Annotated in this window: 17 protein-coding genes and 1 pseudogene; 15 read left to right on the top strand and 3 right to left on the bottom strand. The window is 31.7% G+C overall.

Translation table 11 applies throughout. From position 1 onward, the window contains the following. The first annotated feature begins 75 nt into the window (after window positions 1-75). The 13 genes from gndA (at window position 76) to E4T68_RS02205 (ending at window position 16,778) form a co-directional block, all read left to right on the top strand. A complete protein-coding gene (gene gndA / locus E4T68_RS02265) occupies window positions 76-1,509 on the top strand; it encodes an NADP-dependent phosphogluconate dehydrogenase (RefSeq protein WP_135123708.1) in 1,434 nt (477 codons plus the stop codon). A 488-nt stretch (window positions 1,510-1,997) separates the two neighbouring features. Further along, on the top strand, window positions 1,998-3,365 hold the full coding sequence (gene nox / locus E4T68_RS02260; RefSeq protein WP_135123706.1) for a H2O-forming NADH oxidase: 1,368 nt from the start codon (window positions 1,998-2,000) through the stop codon (window positions 3,363-3,365). Between the two features lie 384 nt (window positions 3,366-3,749). Then, window positions 3,750-5,096 carry a hemolysin family protein gene (locus E4T68_RS02255; RefSeq protein ID WP_245175680.1) on the top strand — a complete coding sequence of 449 codons (1,347 nt, stop codon included), beginning with the start codon at window positions 3,750-3,752 and terminating at the stop codon, window positions 5,094-5,096. Window positions 5,097-5,597: 501 nt separating this feature from the next. Continuing rightward, window positions 5,598-6,443, top strand: a complete 846-nt coding sequence (locus E4T68_RS02250) for a DNA-processing protein DprA (RefSeq protein WP_135123702.1) — start codon at window positions 5,598-5,600, stop codon at window positions 6,441-6,443. Window positions 6,444-6,508: 65 nt separating this feature from the next. Then, on the top strand, window positions 6,509-6,853 hold the full coding sequence (locus tag E4T68_RS02245; protein WP_135123700.1) for a YlbF family regulator: 345 nt from the start codon (window positions 6,509-6,511) through the stop codon (window positions 6,851-6,853). A gap of 38 nt (window positions 6,854-6,891) precedes the next feature. Beyond that, on the top strand, window positions 6,892-8,115 hold the full coding sequence (locus E4T68_RS02240) for a DNA repair exonuclease (protein WP_135123699.1): 1,224 nt from the start codon (window positions 6,892-6,894) through the stop codon (window positions 8,113-8,115). Then, a complete protein-coding gene (locus tag E4T68_RS02235) occupies window positions 8,116-10,866 on the top strand; it encodes an AAA family ATPase (RefSeq protein WP_135123697.1) in 2,751 nt (916 codons plus the stop codon). It abuts the gene before it with no gap. Between the two features lie 56 nt (window positions 10,867-10,922). After that, the gene (locus tag E4T68_RS02230; RefSeq protein WP_135123695.1) at window positions 10,923-11,867 is read left to right on the top strand and encodes a 3'-5' exoribonuclease YhaM family protein; all 945 of its coding nucleotides are present in this window, start codon (window positions 10,923-10,925) and stop codon (window positions 11,865-11,867) included. Window positions 11,868-12,302: 435 nt separating this feature from the next. Then, complete coding sequence (murF, locus tag E4T68_RS02225; protein ID WP_228099219.1) at window positions 12,303-13,667, top strand: UDP-N-acetylmuramoyl-tripeptide--D-alanyl-D-alanine ligase; 1,365 nt, start codon at window positions 12,303-12,305, stop codon at window positions 13,665-13,667. 64 nt (window positions 13,668-13,731) lie between these two features. After that, window positions 13,732-14,556, top strand: coding sequence for a pur operon repressor (purR, locus tag E4T68_RS02220; RefSeq protein WP_135123691.1), 825 nt, complete (start codon window positions 13,732-13,734; stop codon window positions 14,554-14,556). Window positions 14,557-14,567: 11 nt separating this feature from the next. After that, entirely contained in the window at window positions 14,568-15,320 is a 753-nt protein-coding gene (locus E4T68_RS02215; RefSeq protein ID WP_135123689.1) for an RNA methyltransferase, read from the top strand. Window positions 15,321-15,332: 12 nt separating this feature from the next. Further along, window positions 15,333-15,644 (top strand): hypothetical protein, encoded by a 312-nt coding sequence (locus tag E4T68_RS02210; RefSeq protein ID WP_135123687.1) that lies wholly within the window; start codon window positions 15,333-15,335, stop codon window positions 15,642-15,644. Between the two features lie 576 nt (window positions 15,645-16,220). Beyond that, window positions 16,221-16,778, top strand: coding sequence for a VanZ family protein (locus E4T68_RS02205; protein ID WP_135123685.1), 558 nt, complete (start codon window positions 16,221-16,223; stop codon window positions 16,776-16,778). A 42-nt stretch (window positions 16,779-16,820) separates the two neighbouring features. On the opposite strand, the gene clpP is transcribed toward E4T68_RS02205, so the two are convergent. The 3 genes from clpP to E4T68_RS02190 form a co-directional block, all read right to left on the bottom strand. Next, entirely contained in the window at window positions 16,821-17,417 is a 597-nt protein-coding gene (gene clpP, locus E4T68_RS02200) for an ATP-dependent Clp endopeptidase proteolytic subunit ClpP (RefSeq protein WP_135123683.1), read from the bottom strand. A gap of 181 nt (window positions 17,418-17,598) precedes the next feature. Next, window positions 17,599-19,224: an ABC-F family ATP-binding cassette domain-containing protein gene (locus E4T68_RS02195; RefSeq protein ID WP_135123681.1), complete on the bottom strand. Its 1,626-nt coding sequence runs from the start codon at window positions 19,222-19,224 to the stop codon at window positions 17,599-17,601. 58 nt (window positions 19,225-19,282) lie between these two features. After that, on the bottom strand, window positions 19,283-19,759 hold the full coding sequence (locus E4T68_RS02190; protein WP_135123679.1) for a nucleoside 2-deoxyribosyltransferase: 477 nt from the start codon (window positions 19,757-19,759) through the stop codon (window positions 19,283-19,285). Between the two features lie 191 nt (window positions 19,760-19,950). Here E4T68_RS02190 and E4T68_RS09940 point away from each other — a divergent pair, with 191 nt between their 5' ends. After that, complete coding sequence (locus tag E4T68_RS09940; protein WP_305037782.1) at window positions 19,951-21,069, top strand: 3D domain-containing protein; 1,119 nt, start codon at window positions 19,951-19,953, stop codon at window positions 21,067-21,069. Window positions 21,070-21,273: 204 nt separating this feature from the next. Further along, window positions 21,274-21,478 (top strand): annotated as a pseudogene (locus E4T68_RS02180) (hypothetical protein); the annotation flags it as partial.

Here is a 21,478-nt window from a genome sequence, read left to right as displayed (position 1 = left end):
GCAAGGCAAATTAATTTCATACTATAATAAATTTTGATACAATAAAAAAGATAACATACAAAGTGAGGTAAAAATATGACAAAGCAACAAATTGGCGTCGTTGGTATGGCGGTTATGGGAAAAAATTTAGCGTTAAATATTGAAAGTAGAGGATATACTGTATCAATATTTAACCGTACAGCATCTAAGACAGACGATGTTATTGCTGAACATCCGGATAAACATTTAGTGCCAACGTATTCAATTGAGGAATTTGTAAATTCTTTGGAAAAACCACGTCGCATTTTATTAATGGTGCAAGCAGGCAAACCAACTGATTTAACAATCCAATCGCTATTGCCTTATTTAGAAAAAGGTGACATATTAATTGATGGTGGGAACACATTTTTCCAAGATACTATTCGCCGTAATGCAGAATTGGCAGATTCAGGAATTAATTTTATTGGTACTGGAGTTTCAGGTGGCGAAGAAGGGGCGTTAAAAGGACCAGCCATTATGCCAGGTGGACAAGAAGAAGCGTATCGTTTGGTAGAACCTATTTTCAAAGAAATTGCTGCAAAAGCTAAAGATGGGCAACCTTGTGTGACATATATTGGTGAAAACGGAGCAGGTCATTATGTTAAAATGGTACATAATGGAATTGAATACGGTGATATGCAACTCATTGCTGAATCGTATGATTTGTTGCGTCATGTATTAGATTTATCTATTGAAGATATTGCTCAGATTTTCAAAGAATGGAATGAGGGTGAATTAGACAGTTATTTAATGGAGATTACTGCGGATATTTTAACAAAATATGATGCTCAAACAGGTAAGCCTATGGTTGATGTTATTTTGGATAGTGCAGGGAATAAAGGTACTGGTAAATGGACATCTCAAAACGCATTGGATTTAGGTGTGCCATTATCATTAATTACGGAATCAGTCTTTGCACGTTTCATTTCTACATTTAAAGAGGAACGTCGTTTTGCAAGTAATATTTTACCAAGAGTAGAAAAAGAATCTATTGCTTTAGAAGATAAAGCACAAATTATTGAACATATTAGACGAGCATTATATTTCAGTAAAATTATGAGCTATGCTCAAGGCTTTGCTCAAATGCGTATTGCAAGTAAAGAGTACAACTGGGCATTAAATTATGGAGAAATTGCTAAAATTTTTAGAGCAGGATGTATTATTAGAGCACAATTTTTACAAAAAATTACAGATGCATACGAAAAAAATAGTGAGCTAATGAATTTATTATTAGATGACTACTTCTTGAATATTACTAAAGAATATCATCATTCTGTACGTGAAGTGGTGACTTTAGCGGTGAAAAATGGTATTCCTGTTCCAACTTTTTCAGCTGCAATTACATACTTTGATGCTTATCGTTCAGAAACATTACCAGCTAATTTAATTCAAGCACAACGGGATTATTTTGGAGCACATACATATAAACGTGTTGATAAAGAAGGTACGTTCCATTATGAATGGTTAAAAGATAATGAGGTAACACTATAATAGTAAAGTGTATAGATAAGTAGACATAACATAGATAATAATTGAAATGGGGTTGATGATATTGTCAACCCTATTTAGTATAGGAGGCAATCAAAAGATAATCTATTGTGCGTTAAAAAAATTTTACATACTAAGAGAAATAATATGATTTATAAAAAATAGTGAAAGTATATGTAGCCATGAAAAAAGTAATATCATGATAGTATATGCTCTAAAAATAGAGTGATTAAGTAAATGTAACAGGATAATGTTTTTACACTAACAATAGTAATAACATATAGTATAATTGGAAAAAAGGTTTATTTTTAAAGGTGTTTCAATAGTAGCATGAGCATCAATAGTTAAATAAAGTTATTAAACTAACAAAAATAACAAAAATAAAGTAAAAATGCATATGATTTTATTTTCATTGCTCTTAAAGTATGATACAATAGGGTTGTAGAGAACTTTTTCTATATGATTAATCAGTAAGAAAGGCTGGAAAAGAAATGAGTAAAATTGTTGTAGTTGGTGCGAACCACGCAGGAACGTCTTGTATTAATGCTATTTTAAATAATTACGGGACAGAAAATGAAGTTGTTGTTTTTGATCAAAACTCAAATATTTCATTTTTAGGATGTGGAATGGCTTTATGGATTGGAAAACAAATTGCAGGTCCAGAAGGTTTATTCTATTCTAATAAAGAAAAATTAGAGGCAGCTGGAGCAAAAGTTTATATGAACTCTCCAGTAGAGCATATTGATTATACAGAAAAAACAGTAACAGCTATTGTAGATGGACAAAAACATGTTGAATCATTCGATAAATTAATTTTAGCAACTGGTTCTCAACCAATTATTCCACCAATCAAAGGTGTTGAATTAGTTGAAGGTACAAGAGAATTTGAAGCAACATTAGAAAACTTACAATTCGTTAAATTGTATCAAAACTCTGAACAAGTTATTGAAAAATTAAAAAATAAAGATATTCATCGTGTTGCTGTTGTTGGAGCAGGATACATTGGTGTTGAATTAGCAGAAGCTTTTGAACGTTTAGGTAAAGAAGTGACTTTAGTAGATGTTGCTGAAACATGTTTAGGTGGTTATTACGATAAAGACTTTACAGACTTGATGAGTAAAAACTTAGCAGATCATGGTATTCGTTTAGCATTTGGACAAACAGTTCAAGCTGTTGAAGGAAATGGTAAAGTAGAGCGTTTAGTAACTGATAAAGAAACATTTGATGTAGATATGGTTATTTTAGCTGTTGGTTTCCGTCCAAACACAGCTTTAGGTAATGGAGAGTTAGAATTATTTAGAAACGGTGCCTTCTTAGTTAACAAACGTCAACAAACAAGCAATCCAGATGTTTATGCTATTGGAGATTGTGCAACTGTTTATGATAACTCAATCAATGATACAAATTATATTGCTTTGGCAACAAATGCTGTACGTTCAGGTTTAGTTGCTGCACATAATGTTTGTGGTAAAGACTTAGAATCTATTGGGGTACAAGGATCAAATGGTATTTCAATCTATGATTTAAAAATGGTATCAACTGGTTTGACTTTAGAAAAAGCTAAACGTTTTGGTTATGATGCTGTTGTAACAGAATATGCAGATTTACAAAAACCAGCATTTATTGAACATGACAACTATGAAGTAAAAATCAAAATTGTATATGACAGACAAACACGTGTTGTATTAGGTTGCCAAATGGCATCTAAAGAAGATATGTCAATGGGTATTCACATGTTCTCATTAGCTATCCAAGAAAAAGTGACTATTGAAAGATTAGCTTTATTAGATATTTTCTTCTTACCACATTTCAATCAACCATATAACTATATTACAATGGCTGGTTTATTAGCTAAATAACATAACTATATAAAATTATAATTATTTTCTAAATGATACTAGTCAGCGTCGTTAGACGCTGGCTTTTTCATTATTTAAGCAATACGAATTTGTCTAATGTAATATGATATTTTTGGTATATAAACCAATCGTATTTATGACCCAAAAATTCACTGACTATATATAACTAAGTGAATTAAATTTTTTGCTATCAACAGAAATTGCTGAAGTTCCTATAGTATACTTTTTCTTTTCAAAAATTATCTATATAACTTATATGCATGATAATTTTTTCATGGTTCATTTTTCAGTATATGAGACTATGGATAGTATTCTTTTGATTAACTACTTGATTTTTATGTTTTATTTTTGTTACAATATAGTGTAACAAGTAATTGTTAATTATTGAAAACGAAAGAAGGAAATAGAATGAGCGACGGTTTACCCGCCCAGATTTTATTGATTATTATTTTAACAGCAATTAATGCTTTATTTTCGGCAACAGAATTGGCGTATGTGTCGTTAAATGTGATGAAAATTAAGCAATTAGAAGCACAAGGAAACAAGCAAGCCGTTAAAGTGTTGAAACTATTAGATAATTCTGATGATTTTTTAGCTACTATTCAAGTGTTAATTACTTTGGCTGGATTTCTATCCAGTGGTTCAGCATCATTAAGTTTTACTAAACTAATTGAACCATTTTTGATTAGTGTTTTAGGAGATTTTGGTCCAACTCTCTCCGTTTTAGTTGTGACATTAGTGTTATCTTATTTAACATTAGTTTTAGGAGAGTTATACCCTAAACAAGTTGCTTTACAAATGCCAGAAAAAATTGCATTATCTACGGCTAGTTTAGTTATGATTACACAAAAATTTTTCAAGCCCTTTGTCAGATTATTGTCGTTTTCAACCGGAATTTTAAAGAAATTAACGCCGATTGAATTTAAAAATCAAGAAGAAAAACTGACTCGTAGTGAAATGAAGGCACTGCTAGACAATAGTCGTAATGATGGTGCTATTGATTTAGAAGAATTTACAATGATGCAAGGCGTGTTATCTTTAGATTCAAAACTGGCAAGAGAAGTTATGGTGCCTCGAACAGATACATTTATGATTGATGTTGAAGATGATTTAGATGAAATTTGGACAGAAATTGTGGAAAGTGCTTATTCACGTATTCCTATTTACGAAGATGATAAAGATAGTGTGATTGGTATATTACACGTAAAAGATGTATTAAAACAGGCGCGTTTGAAAGGATTTGACTCTATCAATATACGTGAATTGATGAATGATGCATTGTTTGTTCCATCAACAATTTACATTGATGACCTATTAGTATCTTTTAGAAAAGAACATCAACACATGGCAATTTTAAAAGATGAGTATGGTGGTGTTGAAGGAATTGTCACAATGGAAGATTTAATTGAAGAAATTGTTGGAGAAATCGAAGATGAGTACGATGAAATTTCAAGAGATTATCGTAAAATGTCTAATCGTGCATACAATATCAATGGTATTATGCCAATAGAAAAATTTAACGATCTATTTCAAACAAGTATTGTTTCAGAAGAAATTGATACAATGGCTGGCTTTGTATTAGAGCAGTTAGGGTATTTACCTGAAGATAATGAAAAAGGTGTTCGTGTTGAATTAGACGATTTCTTTTTACAGCCTGTTGTGATTGAAAATGGACGAATTAGAAGTATCAATGTTATTTTTAAGGAAGATCGTATTTTAGAAGAAAAATAAATATAGTCGTGTTGGTGTACAAATCCACCAACACGATTTTTTTGTACAAAAGGTAAAGTCTTTAGAAATAGTAGAGTTATGGAAAATATCATATAAGAAAAAGTGTTATAAAATAATAAGCACTATATTGTTCATAAAATTTGGTAAATTGTTGAATATAAAATGAATAAAAAGAGAGCATTAAGTACTATTTACAAACATAAGTATATAGTATGTTAAAAAATAGATAGTTAATAGAGGGAAGTATGTAATAATGATATTGATGTGGTGTTACATAGGTATCGTAGTATGATGAAAAAATTGGAAAAATTTTAAGTGATAGACTTTAATAATTTTAACTAATCGTGGGACAGAAAAATTATGTTAAAAAATTAAGAAAATAATAAGGTATATTGATTAAAAGCAGTTGGGATAATGTCGCATTATGTATTGATAACATAAAAATTTGTTTATTGTGTAAAAAAACTAATCTTTTACGTATAGTATATGTGAGGTGATAATATGATAAAAGATATATTAGTAGCTTATGTACATGGACAGCACGGAACACTTCAAACTGGGCATAAATTGTTGCAAATGTTACAAGAAGGAGTATCATTACATCAGATTATAGTAGAACAACATTTAGAGATTAAACATACTAGTCAATTTTTAGAGTTATTTCAATCTATACATCACATATACCAACTTTATAAAGAAAATGATATTCACATATTGAGTATTGTAGATGAACAGTATCCTAACTGTTTATTGAATTGCTCTCATCCACCATTAGTGTTATTTTATAAGGGAGATATTTCGCTATTAAAAATGAAAAAACTAGGGGTAATTGCACATGATAATTTATCCTTATATGGAGAACGCATTTTATCTGAAATGATTGTGTCGTTGCCTCCGAGTGTTTTTACAGGGAGTTTATTGTTTAAAACAAGTGCAACCTTATTTGATTCATTGATATCAACCCAACATAAATGTGTAATAATGTTATCTACTAGCTTTGAACACTACAACCCTTTAAAGCATATTTTCCTTCAAAAAAAACTAGAAAAAACAGGGTTGGTCCTAACTGAATTACCCTTGGAATGCTCTAAAGTGCAAACTTTGCAGCGTATTGGTGAATTAGTTGCAGGGATTTCGTCTTGTTTGTGTATGATTGAAAGTGCTAAATATACTTTAGCTATGTATACAGCTTACTGTGGAATTGAGCAAAATAAAGATATTATTGTGGCACCTACACCTTTATTTCAAGAACAAGTGCAAGGTAATCATCAATTACTTCAACAAGGTGCTTATTACCTATTAAATCAACAAGATATTATTGATTGTTTAAATCAAAGTAGGATATAGGAATATGGTTATTTTAAGAAAAATATGTTATAATTTAAGCATTAATACGTAATAAGGAGAAAGTTATGGCACAACAATTATACGATATTGCAAATAATATGGAAAGAGAACTAAGAAAATCTAAAGAATACCAAGCGTTAAAAGAGGCGTTTGAACAAGTTCATAATAATGCAGAAGCTAAAAAAGAATTTGAAGCTTTTAAAGCTATTACAATGAAGTTTCAAGAAATGCAAATGTCTGGTAAACAACCAAGTGAAAAAGATATTGAGGAAGCACAACAAGGTGCTTTAAAAGCACAAGAAAATGAACTCATTGTATCATTAATGAAGGCAGAGCAAGCAATGAGCGTGTTAATGGAAGACTTAAATAAAATTATAACACAACCATTAGCAGATATTTATAACAATTAAGAGAGAACTAAGGTTCTCTTTTTTTCTAAGGAGGTTGTATGGGTATAAAATGCTTGCATATTTCTGATATGCATTTGGATAGTCCTTTTAAAAATATAACAACACACTATCCTGATTTAATGGAACAAATGAAAAGTGCTACTGAAAAATCTGTACAATCACTTGTTCAAAAAGCAATTGATGAACAGGTCGACATTGTATTGATTGTAGGCGATAGTTTTAATTCAACGAAACCTAATGTGAGAACTCAATTTTTTTTGAAAGAGCAACTTGAAAAATTACTGGCACACCATATTCATGTTGTATTATGTTATGGAAATCATGATTATATGGGACATCAGCCCTTAGTTAATTTACCTAAAGATGTTTATGTATTGTCATCAGAAGTTACACAAATTACTTTACATACCCACTCAGGAGAAATAGTTGATATTTACGGCTTTAGTTATGATACCAACCATGTGACAGAACGAAAAATTACACGTTATCCTATTCACCAAAATATGACACATTATGCTATAGGCATGTTGCATGGATATTTGGAGGGAAGTCAAAGTAAGGAAGGAGTCTATGCTCCGTTTTCTATCCAAGAATTAAATGATAAACACTATGATTATTGGGCTTTAGGGCATATTCATAAACGTATGCTCCTTCAAGAGCAGCCCCCCATTATTTATTCGGGAAATGTTCAAGGATTGAATAGGCATGAAACAGGCGAAAAAGGAGCCGTTTTAGTTAGCTTAAATAAAGGAAAACCTACACAGATTGAATGGGTAAATACGTCTAAAATACAGTGGAATAAAATAGATTATACTATTTCTAAAACCCATCATTTTGAACAAATTATTACAGATATAAGCTGCATATTTGAAACATGGGAATCTGATAAAACGTATCTAGTATCAATTACGTGGCATGTTCATGCAGATGTCTCTCCAGAGATATTAGAACTTTTAAATACACGGGAGATGAAAGAGAGTTTAAATAAAAAACATGTGTATGTGATTAAAGAAGAAAATGTGTTACAAGATAATTCGCAAAAAATTATGTTAAATGATGACGTGCTTAATGTTTGGGAAGATATTCGAGAACGTGGAGTTGATGAAAGCATATATGATGAAGCTATGCAAAGTGTTTTTTCACAAACTAAAATGAGAACACTATTGCCTTCTTTAAGATCTGATGAAGGATTAGCTGAAACGATTATTAAACGAGCGATTAATAGATTAGCTTTAGCACTTTATAAAGGTGGTGAAGAATAGGTGAGAATTAAACGTCTAACAATTTATGGATATGGGAAATGGGCTAATCAAACATTTGATTTTACAGAATCAATGGTTGTATTTCTTGGACAAAATGAGGCTGGAAAATCAACTATTCAATCGTTTATTCGACATATTTTATTTGGTTTTCCAAAAATAAGAAAACATGCAGAGTATGTTCCTAAAACAGTTAGTAAATATGGTGGAAAAATAAACATTGAGGACGAAACCTATGGTCATTTAATTATCGAACGTATACGTACAGAAAAAGGTGCATCAACGGGTGAACTCACTATTTTCAATGAACATGGAGATACATTACCAAATAGTATTTTAGAAGATGTGTTAAAAAATATTTCTTTAGAAGTCTATCATAGATTTTTTTCTTTACAACTGGAGCATTTGCATAGTTTAGAAAATGTGAACAAAGAAGACTTAAATAAATATTTTTTAACTATTGGATCAAGTGGAAGTGATCAGTTATTCCATTTAAGAGATAGTTGGTTAAATGAAAGCAAAAAAATATACAAACCTACAGGTACAGTGCCGTTATTAAATCAAAAACTAGAAGATCTATCACTTTTGTCCAAAAAATTAATGCAAGCTGAACAATATCAAGAGCATTATGTTGAATGTGTTGAAACATTAGAGCAGTTAACACAAGAACAAAATATTTTGATACAGAAAGAACAGAGCTTAAAAAAACAAATTTATCAACTAGAAAAAGATTTAGCCTTATATGATATTCAATTAGAGCATAAACGATTGCTAGCACAATACAATGAACAGACAATTTCTTTACCTAAAGATTTATCTTCTCATATTGAGCGTTTACGGATACAAATCGAAGAGCAGGAAAAACGTTTGATTGTCTTTAAAGAAAGACTCCAACAAGAACGATTGGCACCCACAGAACGTATAAAATGGTATATTGAGCATAAAGACGAATTGAAGTATATTATGCAACGAATGCCTCAAATTGATAGAGTACTGCAACAGTTATTACAAATCGAGTTTAATTATAGTGCAAAACAGGAATTGTTAGACAAAGAACGAGCAAAACTTGGCGTGCTAGATGACGAGAGTATTCCATCGGCTGAATTGTTACAAGACGAGGAATACAAGCAATTAATGTATGTATATAATCAGTTAATGACTCGAAAACATGATCTTGAACACGAAAAAACGCAAGAGTATGCAAAAATAAGTGTTCAAAAAGAAAAGATAGCACAATTAGCTCAAATTAATACAGAGAATACTAAAGAAAAAATATCTTTTCCTTGGATAAGTGCTATATGCATGGGGCTAGGAAGCATTGGGATTATACTAAGCATATTTTTTAAAATATTTTCAGGTCTGTTAGTAAGTGTTGGAGCATGTATAGTTGGATTTGTTTGGTATGTATACAATAGAGGACAAACTCAAAAACGCTTGAGAGGAGAAAAAGAATATCGTCAACAAATCATTCATCAATTACGTCATGAACAAGATTATTTATCGGAATACGAAAAAAATTATGCTCAACTTACACAACTAGAAAATGAATGGACGATACAAATGGAACGTTATCAAGAACGTGAAAATTTGTGGAAACATGCCCATAAAGTGCCTTTATCATTATCTTTATCTCAGTTAAATGACAGTAGTCTATACGATATACAGCAAATAGAAAGTGAGCATGAACGTTTAAGCATGGAATTAAAACAAATTGAAGAAACTTGTGCAGAGTACTATCAATGGTTTGATGTTTATAGTCAGGCGTTTATGGGAAAAGATGAAACATTACCATATACACAATTATTAAGACAAGTAGTCACATCATTTAAACCGTTTATGGATACTTTAAAGATTGAAGAGATTAGGTTGCAAGAAAATATGGCACGCTATCAACAATTAAATAGAGATGTGCGTGAGGTGGAAAACAAATTAAATAGGTTAAGACAAAGTGAGCAATCTCTATTCCAACAGTATCATGTACAAACAAGAGAGCAGTTGTATATGTTGTTAGAACAGGACAAGCAACATGATACTATTGCACAAAAAATATGTGTGTTAAAAGAGCAACTAGATGAGGATACTGTAGCTCGTTTAGGCGAATATGAGGATAAAGAGAGTATGCAAGCAATGTATCATCATTTATGTGATGAGGAGAGAGAAATCCAAAATAAGTTGCAAAACTGCTTAGAACGCTTGGCAATAACTAGACAGAATAAACAACAGTATGAACAAGACGGAACATATGCTCAACTACAACAAGAATACACTATCATTGAGCAGGATACTATAGAATTAGTTGAACAAGTCGGAGAATTATTAGTATCTTCAAGATTGATAGAAATTCTATTACAAAGCGGAAAACAAACTCATATCGAGCAAGTTCTTAGTGATGCACAAATCTATTTCAGTCGTTTGACCAATTATCGCTATAGTATGCTTCACTTTAATCAAAATTCAATAAGAGTTGCCAGTCAAGATAAACATCTTAGTTTTGAATTAAAAGAGTTGTCTCAAGGTACATTAGAACAATTATATGTGGCTATTCGCTTGGCGTTTATTAAAAACATATCAGAAATGTTAGTTTTACCTATTTTAATTGATGATTGCTTTGTCAATTTTGATGATACTAGAAGACGAGCTATATATGCTATTTTAGAGGAGTTAAGTGAAACACATCAAATTTTCTATTTTACATTTAATTCTGAAATAACGAATACGATTTCCAATGTTCAAACAATTTCTTTACATGTTTAAGTTAGGTTGATTGTATGTTTATATGACCACTATTTTTAAGACAAGGGAGGTTAAACATGAGTAAAAAAATTTATGACTACGCAATAGGAGAGGATATGTCATTGCCTGTTCTTATAAAAACGGCAGATGTGCGTATTACTAAGACAGAAAAGAGATATATTGCCTTTACATTCCAAGATAAAAGTGGGCAGATTGATGCTAAATTTTGGGGAGCATCACAAGATGATGTTCAAGAATTTCAAGTGGGAAAAGTAGTGTGGCTAAATGGAAAGCGTGAGGTGTACAACAATGCCCCTCAAATTAAAATACAAGGGTTAAAAGTTGTAGAAGATGTTCCAGTAGACTCTTTAATTGAACGTGTACCAATTAGTATGAATGATATCAAAAATGAAGTTAATGTAGCATTATGTTGGATTGAAGATGCCATTATGGCTAGAATTGTTCGGCATATTCATAAACGATATGAACAAGAATTTTATGATTTTCCAGCTGCAAAACGTCATCATCATGCCGTAACTGGAGGATTAAGTTTTCATACATTATCCATGCTCCGTTTAGCTGATGCTATTATGAACCAATATCCAGGTATTAATCGCTCATTGTTGACCTCTGGTGTTTTATTGCACGATATTGGAAAAGTTATAGAATTATCTGGAAGTGTTGGAACAGAGTATACAATACAAGGTAATTTGATTGGGCATATTGTACTGATGTCTGATGAAATTACGAAAACTTGTATCGAATTGAATATTGATCCAACACATGAAAGTGTTTTACTGCTTAAGCATGTGGTACTATCGCACCATGGACGTTTGGAATATGGTTCTCCAGTTTTGCCTAGAGTAATGGAAGCAGAGATTTTACATCATATTGATATGCTTGATGCAAGTATTAATATGATTAGTACAGCTTTAGAAAAAGTAGGCTATAACGAATATACTGATAAAATTTATGGATTAGATAGCCGTCAATTTTATAAACCAAAACGAAATATAAATTAATTATTTTGAAGTGTGTTGTATGAGAGCGTATGCTTTATATGGAAAAGTATATTGTTGTTACATAGTAGAGTGATGGAACAAACTTAAATGGCTTTAAATCTTTTTGGATAACGTTTAGATTTAAAGCCGTTTTTTTAGAGTATACAATAAATTGTATTGGTAACTTACAAAGTTTGCCAATACGATTGTTTTTACATAAAGAAGAGTAATTCTATTTTTTACCAATGTTATGTCATAAAAGTTTTCTTATACTAAACCTATACATATATAGTGTATGCATGTCAATTGGTGTAAAAAAGAGGGATAATCATTATAATATATAAAAATTTGGAAGTAAGATACGAATAACTAAGCGAAGTATAGCTTTATTGAAAAGTTCCTTATTGACTGATATACTTAATAGAAATAATGTAAGTAGGTGTATATATGCGAAAAATGACTATAGTAGAAATTGTAAAGGCAGTTAAGGCGATTGATTACACGTCAGCAAATCGTTTTGCTGAAGTTGAGTCTGTGTCTTTTAATTCACAGTTATGCCAGAAAAATAGTTTGTTTGTCCCTTTAAAAGGTACAACTGACGGGCACAATTATGTGCAGCATGCCTGTGAACAAGGTGCAACTGTAACGTTTTGGGATAGACCTCAAGATGAAGCACCAGATAATATTGCCTGCATTTTTGTTGATGATACTTTACAAGCTCTACAAGATTTAGCAACATATTATTTGAAAACAACTAATCCAAAAGTCGTTGCAATTACAGGAAGTAATGGTAAAACAACAACTAAAGATATGGTTGAATCTGTCTTGGCTAAACAGTATAGAACGTATAAAACGCAAGGGAATTATAATAATGATATCGGTGTTCCGATGACAATTTTAGGGATGCCAGAAACGACTGAAATATTAGTGTTAGAAATGGGCATGGATGATTTTGGACAAATTGAGAAGTTATCATGTTTAGCTAATCCTGATGTAGCAGTAATTACATTAATTGGAGATAGTCATTTAGAAGCATTGGGAAGTCGTGAGGGAATTGCCAAAGCAAAATTAGAGATTGTGTCTGGTTTAGTTGAAAACGGAGTGTTAATTGTGCCGAATGAAGAACCATTATTAGCAAAAGATGTTCCACACATACATAAACAAACATTTGGTAAGGACGTTTCTGCAACAATGCAGTTGATTGATGTGGAAACTAACGCACATAAAACAATATTTAAAGTTGCACAAAGTGAGCATGTATTTACTCTGCCAATTATTGGAGCTTATAATGCTTATAATGCCATGATTGCTTTATTAGTGGGGCGACATTTTAACGTGAGTGATAAGGATATGCAAGAGGCTTTAGCATATTTTACATTAACAGCTAATCGTTTAGAGTGGGTAAAAGGGATAAATAATAGCCGTTTGTTAAATGATGCGTACAATGCCAGTCCAACATCTATGAAAGCAATTATTAAAGATTTTCAAGAAATTGAAACGAAACATCGTAAATATTTAGTTTTGGGAGATATGAAAGAATTAGGAAAAGATTCTCAAGCACTACATGAGTCTATTGTAGATAGTATAGACTGTACACGTTTAGCAGGAATTTATTTATACGGGGAAAATATGTTGTCTTTATATCATGTTTTATTAAAACAACATGACTGTCCAGTTTGGCATGAATTAGATGATAAATCACGTCTTAGCGATATGTTAAGACACGTTCTACAACAAGATGACCTAGTCCTTATAAAGTCAAGTTATGGAACCAGATTACTTGATTTAGTCAACGATTTAAGAGAAAAACACGAACAATAAAGTTGAAAAAAATAGGATTTTGTGTATAATATAAGCATTATTATATTTATTTAAGAGGTTAATCATGAAGATAAAACGTACTGAACGCTTAATTGATATGACACAGTATTTAGTATCTAATCCAGTTCGATTGATTCCATTATCATATTTTGCAAATAAGTATGAATCTGCTAAATCATCTATTAGTGAGGATTTGGTTTTAGTCAAGGAAACATTTGAAACACGAGGGACAGGAACGATTGAAACTGTTCCAGGGTCTGCTGGTGGGGTTCGCTTTTTACCGCTCATGCAAAAATATGAAGCGAAACAAGTGATGAATTTTTTAAAAACACAATTAGAAGATCCAGAGCGTATTTTACCAGGAGAATATGTGTACTTGTCTGATTTATTAGGAAGTCCAAATATTTTAGCAAGAGTAGGAAAATTAATTGCTACACCATATATGATGAAACATATTGATGTTGTGATGACAGTTGCAACAAAAGGTGTCCCATTAGCTCAAGCTGTTGCTAGAGAATTGGGTGTACCGTTTGTTATTGTTAGACGTGATTCTAAAATTACCGAAGGATCAACAGTAAGTGTAAATTACGCATCCGCCTCATCAAAACGTGTCGAAAAAATGGAGCTATCTAAGAGAAGTTTAAATGAAGGTGATCGAGTATTAATTGTTGATGACTTTTTAAAGGGCGGCGGAACAATTAATGGGATGTGTAGTTTAGTTGAAGAATTTGGTGCTAAAGTTGTTGGAATTTCTGTATTTGTTGAGTCAAAATTTCATGGTAAAAATGAAGCACCATCGTATACGTCACTATTATGTGTAGATGAATTAGACTATAAACGCAAATACATTGTTGCTAGTTTAGGAAATTATATTGAAAAAAGAAAATAATTAGAGGGATTATGCAGAAAATAACGTCAGTACATAATGATTATGTCAAGCAATGGAAAAAATTATTAACAACTAAAGGAAGAAAGCAAGCAAAGGCATACTTAATTGAGAGTTGGCATCTTGTTGAGGAAGCCTTAAAAAGTCCGTATGTTCAGTATTGCATGATGAATCAAGCCATGTATGAACAGTATGGAGCGGTTATTCAGGTGCCCATCTATATGATTAGTGAAGATATTGTGAAGCTACTGGCGCAAACACAAACGCCACAAGCTATTTTTGCAGTCGTTTCTATGAATGAGCCGACACTTGATTTATCACATGGTAAATACATGTTGATTGATGCTGTTCAAGATCCTGGAAACTTAGGAACGATTATTAGAACAGCTGATGCAGCAGGCTTTTCAGCCGTTTTGGTAGGCAGTGGCTCAGTGGATATTTATAATGACAAAACTATTCGTGCGATGCAAGGCAGTCAATTTCATATTGTGGTTTGTAAAGTGGATTTATTAGATACTATTCAACACTTTAAAGCCAATCGTATTAAAGTCTATGGAACATCTTTACATGAAAGATCGCAATCTTTATTTGATATTGAGCCAATCCAAAATTGTGCTGTGATAGTAGGAAATGAAGGCAGTGGAGTACAGCAAGCACTGTTAGAAGCTAGTGATCAACCGATTTTTATTCCTATGCAAGGAAAAGCAGAGTCACTAAATGTTGCTGTTGCTGCTAGCTTAATAATGTACCATTTTATGAAAAAGTAGAGGAGTGTTACGATGATTATTGAAGTATTTACAATTATATATATGATTTGCATTATAGTTGGATTAATTAAACATTGGAAAAAATTACCAAAATCAGCCTTTACAGGTTTTTTATCAGGAGTTATTCTTTTAGGATATACGATTGTTTTACATACGTTAAAAACATTATCGCAAAATGCCTTTATTGTTGTTTTGGCTGTAACACTTATCCAATTATCTGCTTTTGAAGCGGGGAAAACACATGACAAAATAAACTGGGGAAAGCATGCTATTCGCCTCGTTATTCATATTATTATTGTCTATTTTATGCTAAAAAGTAAATAACATACATTCATTATGATAGAAATAACCACATGAAATCAGATAAAATTCTGAAAGATCATGTGGTTATTTATGATTGTGGAAACGTTTAAATGATAATGATTAATCTGTTATAGTACCTGAAATGTTAAATGTTCTTGCTCTTTCTGTACTACTAAAATATAAAGAGAAATTTCCTGTTGGTAACTGAGAAGAAAAAGATCCTGAAGTTGTCCCATAAAAAGTACGACTAGCAATAGTTGTATAGCCCCACCAATCGTTTTTATTTAATTTAACGGTAAGCCCAGTACTATCAGTAGTAGAAGAAAAACGATCTTTTTCTTGATAATGATTAACACGATAAACTTTATTATGATGATTGTTATAAAACGAACTATTAGATTTTTTATCCCAAATGCCTTGTCCATTATAAGATAAAAAAGTTGCAGCATGGACAGAGATTAAAGGGATGATGAAAGATAGTATAAATACACTAACACATATTTTTTTTAAAATTTCATAAAAATCGTCCTTTTTTTGATTTTAAAACGTTTCCTTGTTATAATTGTAACATCAATTATTAAGAAAGGCAGCGTTATCATGAAAAAAATAGGTTACTTATTAGTGTATGTTTTTTATTTCTTTTTGTTCCGATGGATTTATATGGATTTTTTGTATCTCCCGTTAAGTATATTTCCATTTGCAGGAGAAGATTTTTTATTAGTTTTTTCGATTAATATTATTGCAGCATTTTTTTTAACGTACATCAGTATAGCCTTATGGACCAAAAAGCTTCATAAGCCTGTGATTTATATATTTGCCAGCATTTACATGTTATTTTTAATCTATTTATTATTTTTTAAATCAATTGGCGTAAGAGGGTATGATTTGAACCCGTTGTCGTTTCTTATTGATATTTATAACGGAGATAGTTTTATTCCGTTTATGAATATTTTATTTTTAATCCCTTTGGGCTGTTTATGTTCTACTAAGAAAAAAATGCGATTAGCTATGGTCTGCTTGTTCAGTGCAGAAGTGATACAATATATATTTTATTTAGGTTTTTTTGATTTAGGAGATTTATTAGCAAACTATATTGGTTTAATGATTGGAAAAATGTTAGCGGATAAAGCTATTCATTATTTTGACATACACTAGAAAAAGTCTACTTCGTTATTGAAGTAGACTTTTTTGTGACAGTTATTTTTTCATGTCCTTTGAACTGACCATAATGTCATCAATTAAACCGTACGTTTTGGCTTCCTCAGCAGTTAACCAATTGTCACGGTCAGTGTCTTTGGCAATTTTAGTGATTTTTTGTCCAGTATTTTTAGCTAAAATTTTATTTAAGCGTTCACGCGTGAATAAAATATGTTTAGCTGCAATTTCAATTTCTGTTGCTTGACCTTGCGCACCACCTAAAGGTTGATGAATCATGATTTCTGCATTAGGTAAAGCATAACGTTTTCCTTTTGATCCAGATGAGGCTAAAAAACTTCCCATTGAGGCAGCTAATCCAATAACAATTGTTTGTACATCAGCTCTAATAAAATTCATTGTATCGTAGATAGCTAAACCTGCAGAAACGCTTCCGCCAGGAGAGTTGATGTATAAATAAATATCTTTTTCAGGGTCTTGTGCCTCTAAAAATAAGAGTTGAGCGATGACTGAATTTGCAACATCATCATCAATCGGTCCACTTAACATAATAATACGATCTTTTAAAAGTCTTGAGTAAATATCATAAGCACGCTCACCACGAGATGATTGCTCAATAACTGTTGGAATTAAATTCATAAATGTTCCTCCATTTTTTCTAACCATTATTAGTATAAAATGATACGTGTATCTAGTAAAGTAAATTGCTTTGTGTTGAAATGTACTTGATTAATGAACAAACAAAATAAAATGATTGAAATAAAACGGCATGAACTCAACATGATTTCATGCCATTTTATATGACCAATTTTATGACTATTTATACATTATACAGAGCATTTACACGCTCTTGTACAGCATTGTCATTTAAGTATTCTTCATACGTTGTAGATAAGCGATCTACAACACCATTTGGTGTAACTTCAATGATACGATTGGCAATAGTGTTAATAAATTCGTAGTCATGTGATGTAAATAATAGAGAACCTTTAAAAGCAATCATACCGTCATTTAAGGCTGTAATAGACTCTAAATCAAGATGGTTTGTTGGATCATCTAATAGTAAAACATTAGATTTTGCTAGCATCATTTTAGACAGCATGCAACGTACTTTTTCTCCTCCAGATAGGACGTTTACTTTTTTCATGACATCTTCACCAGAGAAAAGCATACGACCTAGGAAACTACGCAAAAATGTGTTGTCACTTTCTTCTTGAGCAGCGTATTGACGTAACCATTCTAAAATAGATAAGTCTGAATTGAATTCTTCAGTTGTATCTTTTGGTAAGTAAGAACGACTTGTTGTTACACCCCATTTATAAGAGCCGCTATCTGGTTCCATTTCGCCACTTAAAATTTTAAATAGAGTAGTGGTTGCAATATCTTTACGACTTAAAAAGGCGACTTTATCATCTTTATTAATGGTAAATGAAATATTGTCTAACACTTTTTCACCGTCAATGGTTTTAGATAAATTTTCAACCAATAGTAAGTCATTTCCAATTTCACGTTCAATAGTAAAGCCAACAAATGGGTATTTACGTGAGGACGGTTGAATGTCGTCTAATGTAATTTTATCTAACATTTTTTTACGTGATGTTGCTTGTTTAGATTTTGAAGCATTGGCACTAAAACGTGCAATAAATTCTTGTAATTCTTTAATTTTTTCTTCTTTTTTAGCATTGGCATCAGCAGCTAGTTTTGCTGCCAACTGGCTAGATTTTAACCAGAAATCGTAATTTCCGACATAAAGTTGAATTTTTCCAAAATCAACATCTGCCATGTGTGTACATACTGTATTTAAGAAATGACGGTCATGCGATACAACGATAACAGTGTTTGGAAAATCTAATAAGAAGTCAGATAACCAGTCAATAGAGGCTTTATCCAAACCATTGGTAGGCTCGTCTAATAATAAAACATCTGGTTGTCCAAATAATGCTTGAGCTAGCAATACTTTAACTTTTTGAGGTTCTATGAGTTCAGACATGCGTTTACCATGTAAATCTTCAGTAATGCCTAATCCTTGTAATAATATAGAGGCATCACTTTCTGCTTCCCAACCATTTAATTCGGCAAATTCACCTTCAAGTTCTCCAGCACGTACACCGTCTTCTTCTGAAAAATCTTCTTTAGCATATAGTGCGTCTTTTTCTTTCATAATGTCATACAGACGTTTATTTCCCATGATAACTGTTTCTAAAATTGTATATTGTTCAAATCCGTAGTGATTTTGGCTTAATACAGATAGTCTTTCATGTGGGTCTAAAATAACATCTCCAGTAGTTGGTTGGATTTCTCCGGATAAGATTTTTAAGAATGTTGATTTTCCAGCACCGTTTGCTCCGATAACACCGTAACAGTTCCCAGGTGTAAATGAAATATTCACATTGTCAAAAAGTTTGCGATCAGAAAATAATAAACTGATATTTGATACTGTAAGCAATATGTTCCCTCCAATATATTTATAGTCTTTACCATTCTAACATAATAATAAGAAAAAGTTAAATATAGTTCTTTATATGTTCTATTAAAGTGCTTGAAGACGTTACGATTTCTCCATTTAGTTTAATAAGCCCCACTGTATACAAGTTAATGTATGCAAATTGAGATTCTGCAACTTCTTGCAAAGCAGCTATTTTTTGAGCATTAGTTGCTCCTTGTTGTCTAACGTCAGAATATAGTGCCAAAATAGGTATTCCTGCTTGGTAGGCAACACCAATCTCACTAGCTACGCCTACATCAATACTTGATCCGTCTAAAATTGCAATTAATAACTGACTGGAAAGAAGATGCTCCGTATCAATTTTAGCAATTAATGTTGAATTAGCATAAGCGTTTTTATCATTAATATCCGCTTGCTCTTGTGGCAAATAAACTTCTATATGAGGATATGCTTCTCTAATACGTTGAACAAGCGCTGCATTAAATTGTTGCTCCATTTCAGAAAATAAAGGACTTGCAAAATATAGTTTTGTCATAATAATCACCTCAGTTTGTTTTATTCTTATTGTAATATAAAATTCACCCTTTAAATATTACATTTAGATTACGAATGTAACTTATTTAGATGAAATATTACATAAAAATAACATTTAGGATTAAAATGAAATATAAATGTTATATTTTTGTATTATTTAATTGTTACAATGGATTTATAAAGGAGCGATGTATGCAAAAGAAGTGTATTTATAAATTCCTATTCGGACTTTGTGTGGGAACATCTCTTTTGGTATCTAAACCAGTGTATGCAAATATCACACAAGAACAAGTCCAAAATGATATTAGTACGTTAGAAACGCAAATCGACCAGTTTGTTACTGAGATTTCTACTAAAGAGCAAGATTTAGTGACATTTCAAGAAAATATTACTACATTAACTAATCAAATTAATCAATCAACCGATAAAGTAGCTGAATTGGAAGGCATTGTTAAAATAAGAAAAGATCAAGCTAGAAAACGATTAGTTGCACTACAAACAGATGATACAGTAACAAATTTTATCCATGCATTACTAAGTTCTGAAAGTTTGGTTGACTTTTTTGAACGTGTCACAATTATTTCAGAGTTGCAACGTGCCACAAACGAAAAATTGGAAAATGCACAAAAATCTGTACACGAATTAAAACAACTAAAAGAAACACAAGCTAGTCAGTTAAACGAGTTGACACGTATAAAAACAGTTTTACATCAAGAAACAGAAGCATTAAAAAAACAGAAACAAGAATTATTTCACGTGTTAGATAACAATCGTGATCGTTTAGCACAATTGGCTCAAAAAAAACTAGAAGAGCAAATGGCTTTAGCACAACGTTTACATTTGACAAGACAAGAAAGTAGTTCTGTTGCACAAGTGCAAAGACAAGATGAGCAATCGCAATCGTCACATACGCAGTTGCAAAACACTACTCAATTAGCAACAACAAAGGCGATGTCTTATGCTGTTTCTAGTCAGATTAGACCACAGGAAACAACTCAACAACAAATTGCTACCCAAGGGAATGAAACAGAATTTGAAGTAGAAGCAACAGCATATTCTTATACAGAACCTGGACTAACACCTTATACAGCAACAGGAATTGATTTACGTATTAATCCAAAAGTCATTGCTGTTGATCCAAGTGTAATTAAATTAGGATCATTAGTACATGTTCATGGGTACGGTGTATATTTAGCTGCTGATACAGGTGGGGCAATTAAAGGAAAACGAATTGATGTCCATGTAGGTACAGTTGCTGAAGCTAATCATTTTGGTAGACGAAAAGTTAAAATAACAATTTTGAAACCATAGTTATATAATTTATGCTGATTATATTAAACAGTAAAACGTGTTGGAAAACTTTTGTTTGCCAACACGTTTTTTCTGAAAAATGGGTGTACAATAAATCGTGTTGGTGAACAAAAAAGTTCGCCAACACGATTATTTTTTTATAGAAAAAAGTGAAGCAAACCAGTAAACTATAAGTTGAGAGAAAATAGTAAAGAGGTGCTTCACATGGATAAGAATACCAGAAAATTATTGAAATTGGAAGAAGAATTTGAATTTCCAGAAAATTGGCTAACTCAAGACGTGCAACATCATATTAAATATCATATTATTCATGCCAGCTGGGAAAGAAAAATAGAAAAATGTCATCATTGTGGGCATAATCAACTGATTCGTTATGGGAGTTATTTAAGAAAAATAAAATTATTACCTA

This window comes from Granulicatella sp. WM01, from assembly GCF_004570605.1.
Classification (GTDB): Bacteria; Bacillota; Bacilli; order Lactobacillales; family Aerococcaceae; genus WM01.
Note: the sequence above shows the minus strand (reverse complement) of the source record. Positions and strands in the feature narration are given on the sequence as shown.

Excerpts from the sequence above, each read along its gene's own strand:
- E4T68_RS02215 (WP_135123689.1), top strand. The coding sequence starts at position 14,568 with ATGCAGAAAATAACGTCAGTACATAATGATTATGTCAAGCAATGGAAA.
- E4T68_RS02205 (WP_135123685.1), top strand. The coding sequence starts at position 16,221 with ATGAAAAAAATAGGTTACTTATTAGTGTATGTTTTTTATTTCTTTTTG.
- E4T68_RS02210 (WP_135123687.1), top strand. The coding sequence starts at position 15,333 with ATGATTATTGAAGTATTTACAATTATATATATGATTTGCATTATAGTT.
- gndA (WP_135123708.1), top strand. The coding sequence starts at position 76 with ATGACAAAGCAACAAATTGGCGTCGTTGGTATGGCGGTTATGGGAAAA.
- E4T68_RS02250 (WP_135123702.1), top strand. The coding sequence starts at position 5,598 with ATGATAAAAGATATATTAGTAGCTTATGTACATGGACAGCACGGAACA.
- purR (WP_135123691.1), top strand. The coding sequence starts at position 13,732 with ATGAAGATAAAACGTACTGAACGCTTAATTGATATGACACAGTATTTA.
- E4T68_RS02190 (WP_135123679.1), bottom strand. The coding sequence starts at position 19,759 with ATGACAAAACTATATTTTGCAAGTCCTTTATTTTCTGAAATGGAGCAA.
- clpP (WP_135123683.1), bottom strand. The coding sequence starts at position 17,417 with ATGAATTTAATTCCAACAGTTATTGAGCAATCATCTCGTGGTGAGCGT.
- murF (WP_228099219.1), top strand. The coding sequence starts at position 12,303 with ATGACTATAGTAGAAATTGTAAAGGCAGTTAAGGCGATTGATTACACG.
- E4T68_RS02230 (WP_135123695.1), top strand. The coding sequence starts at position 10,923 with ATGAGTAAAAAAATTTATGACTACGCAATAGGAGAGGATATGTCATTG.
- E4T68_RS02240 (WP_135123699.1), top strand. The coding sequence starts at position 6,892 with ATGGGTATAAAATGCTTGCATATTTCTGATATGCATTTGGATAGTCCT.
- E4T68_RS02245 (WP_135123700.1), top strand. The coding sequence starts at position 6,509 with ATGGCACAACAATTATACGATATTGCAAATAATATGGAAAGAGAACTA.
- E4T68_RS09940 (WP_305037782.1), top strand. The coding sequence starts at position 19,951 with ATGCAAAAGAAGTGTATTTATAAATTCCTATTCGGACTTTGTGTGGGA.
- nox (WP_135123706.1), top strand. The coding sequence starts at position 1,998 with ATGAGTAAAATTGTTGTAGTTGGTGCGAACCACGCAGGAACGTCTTGT.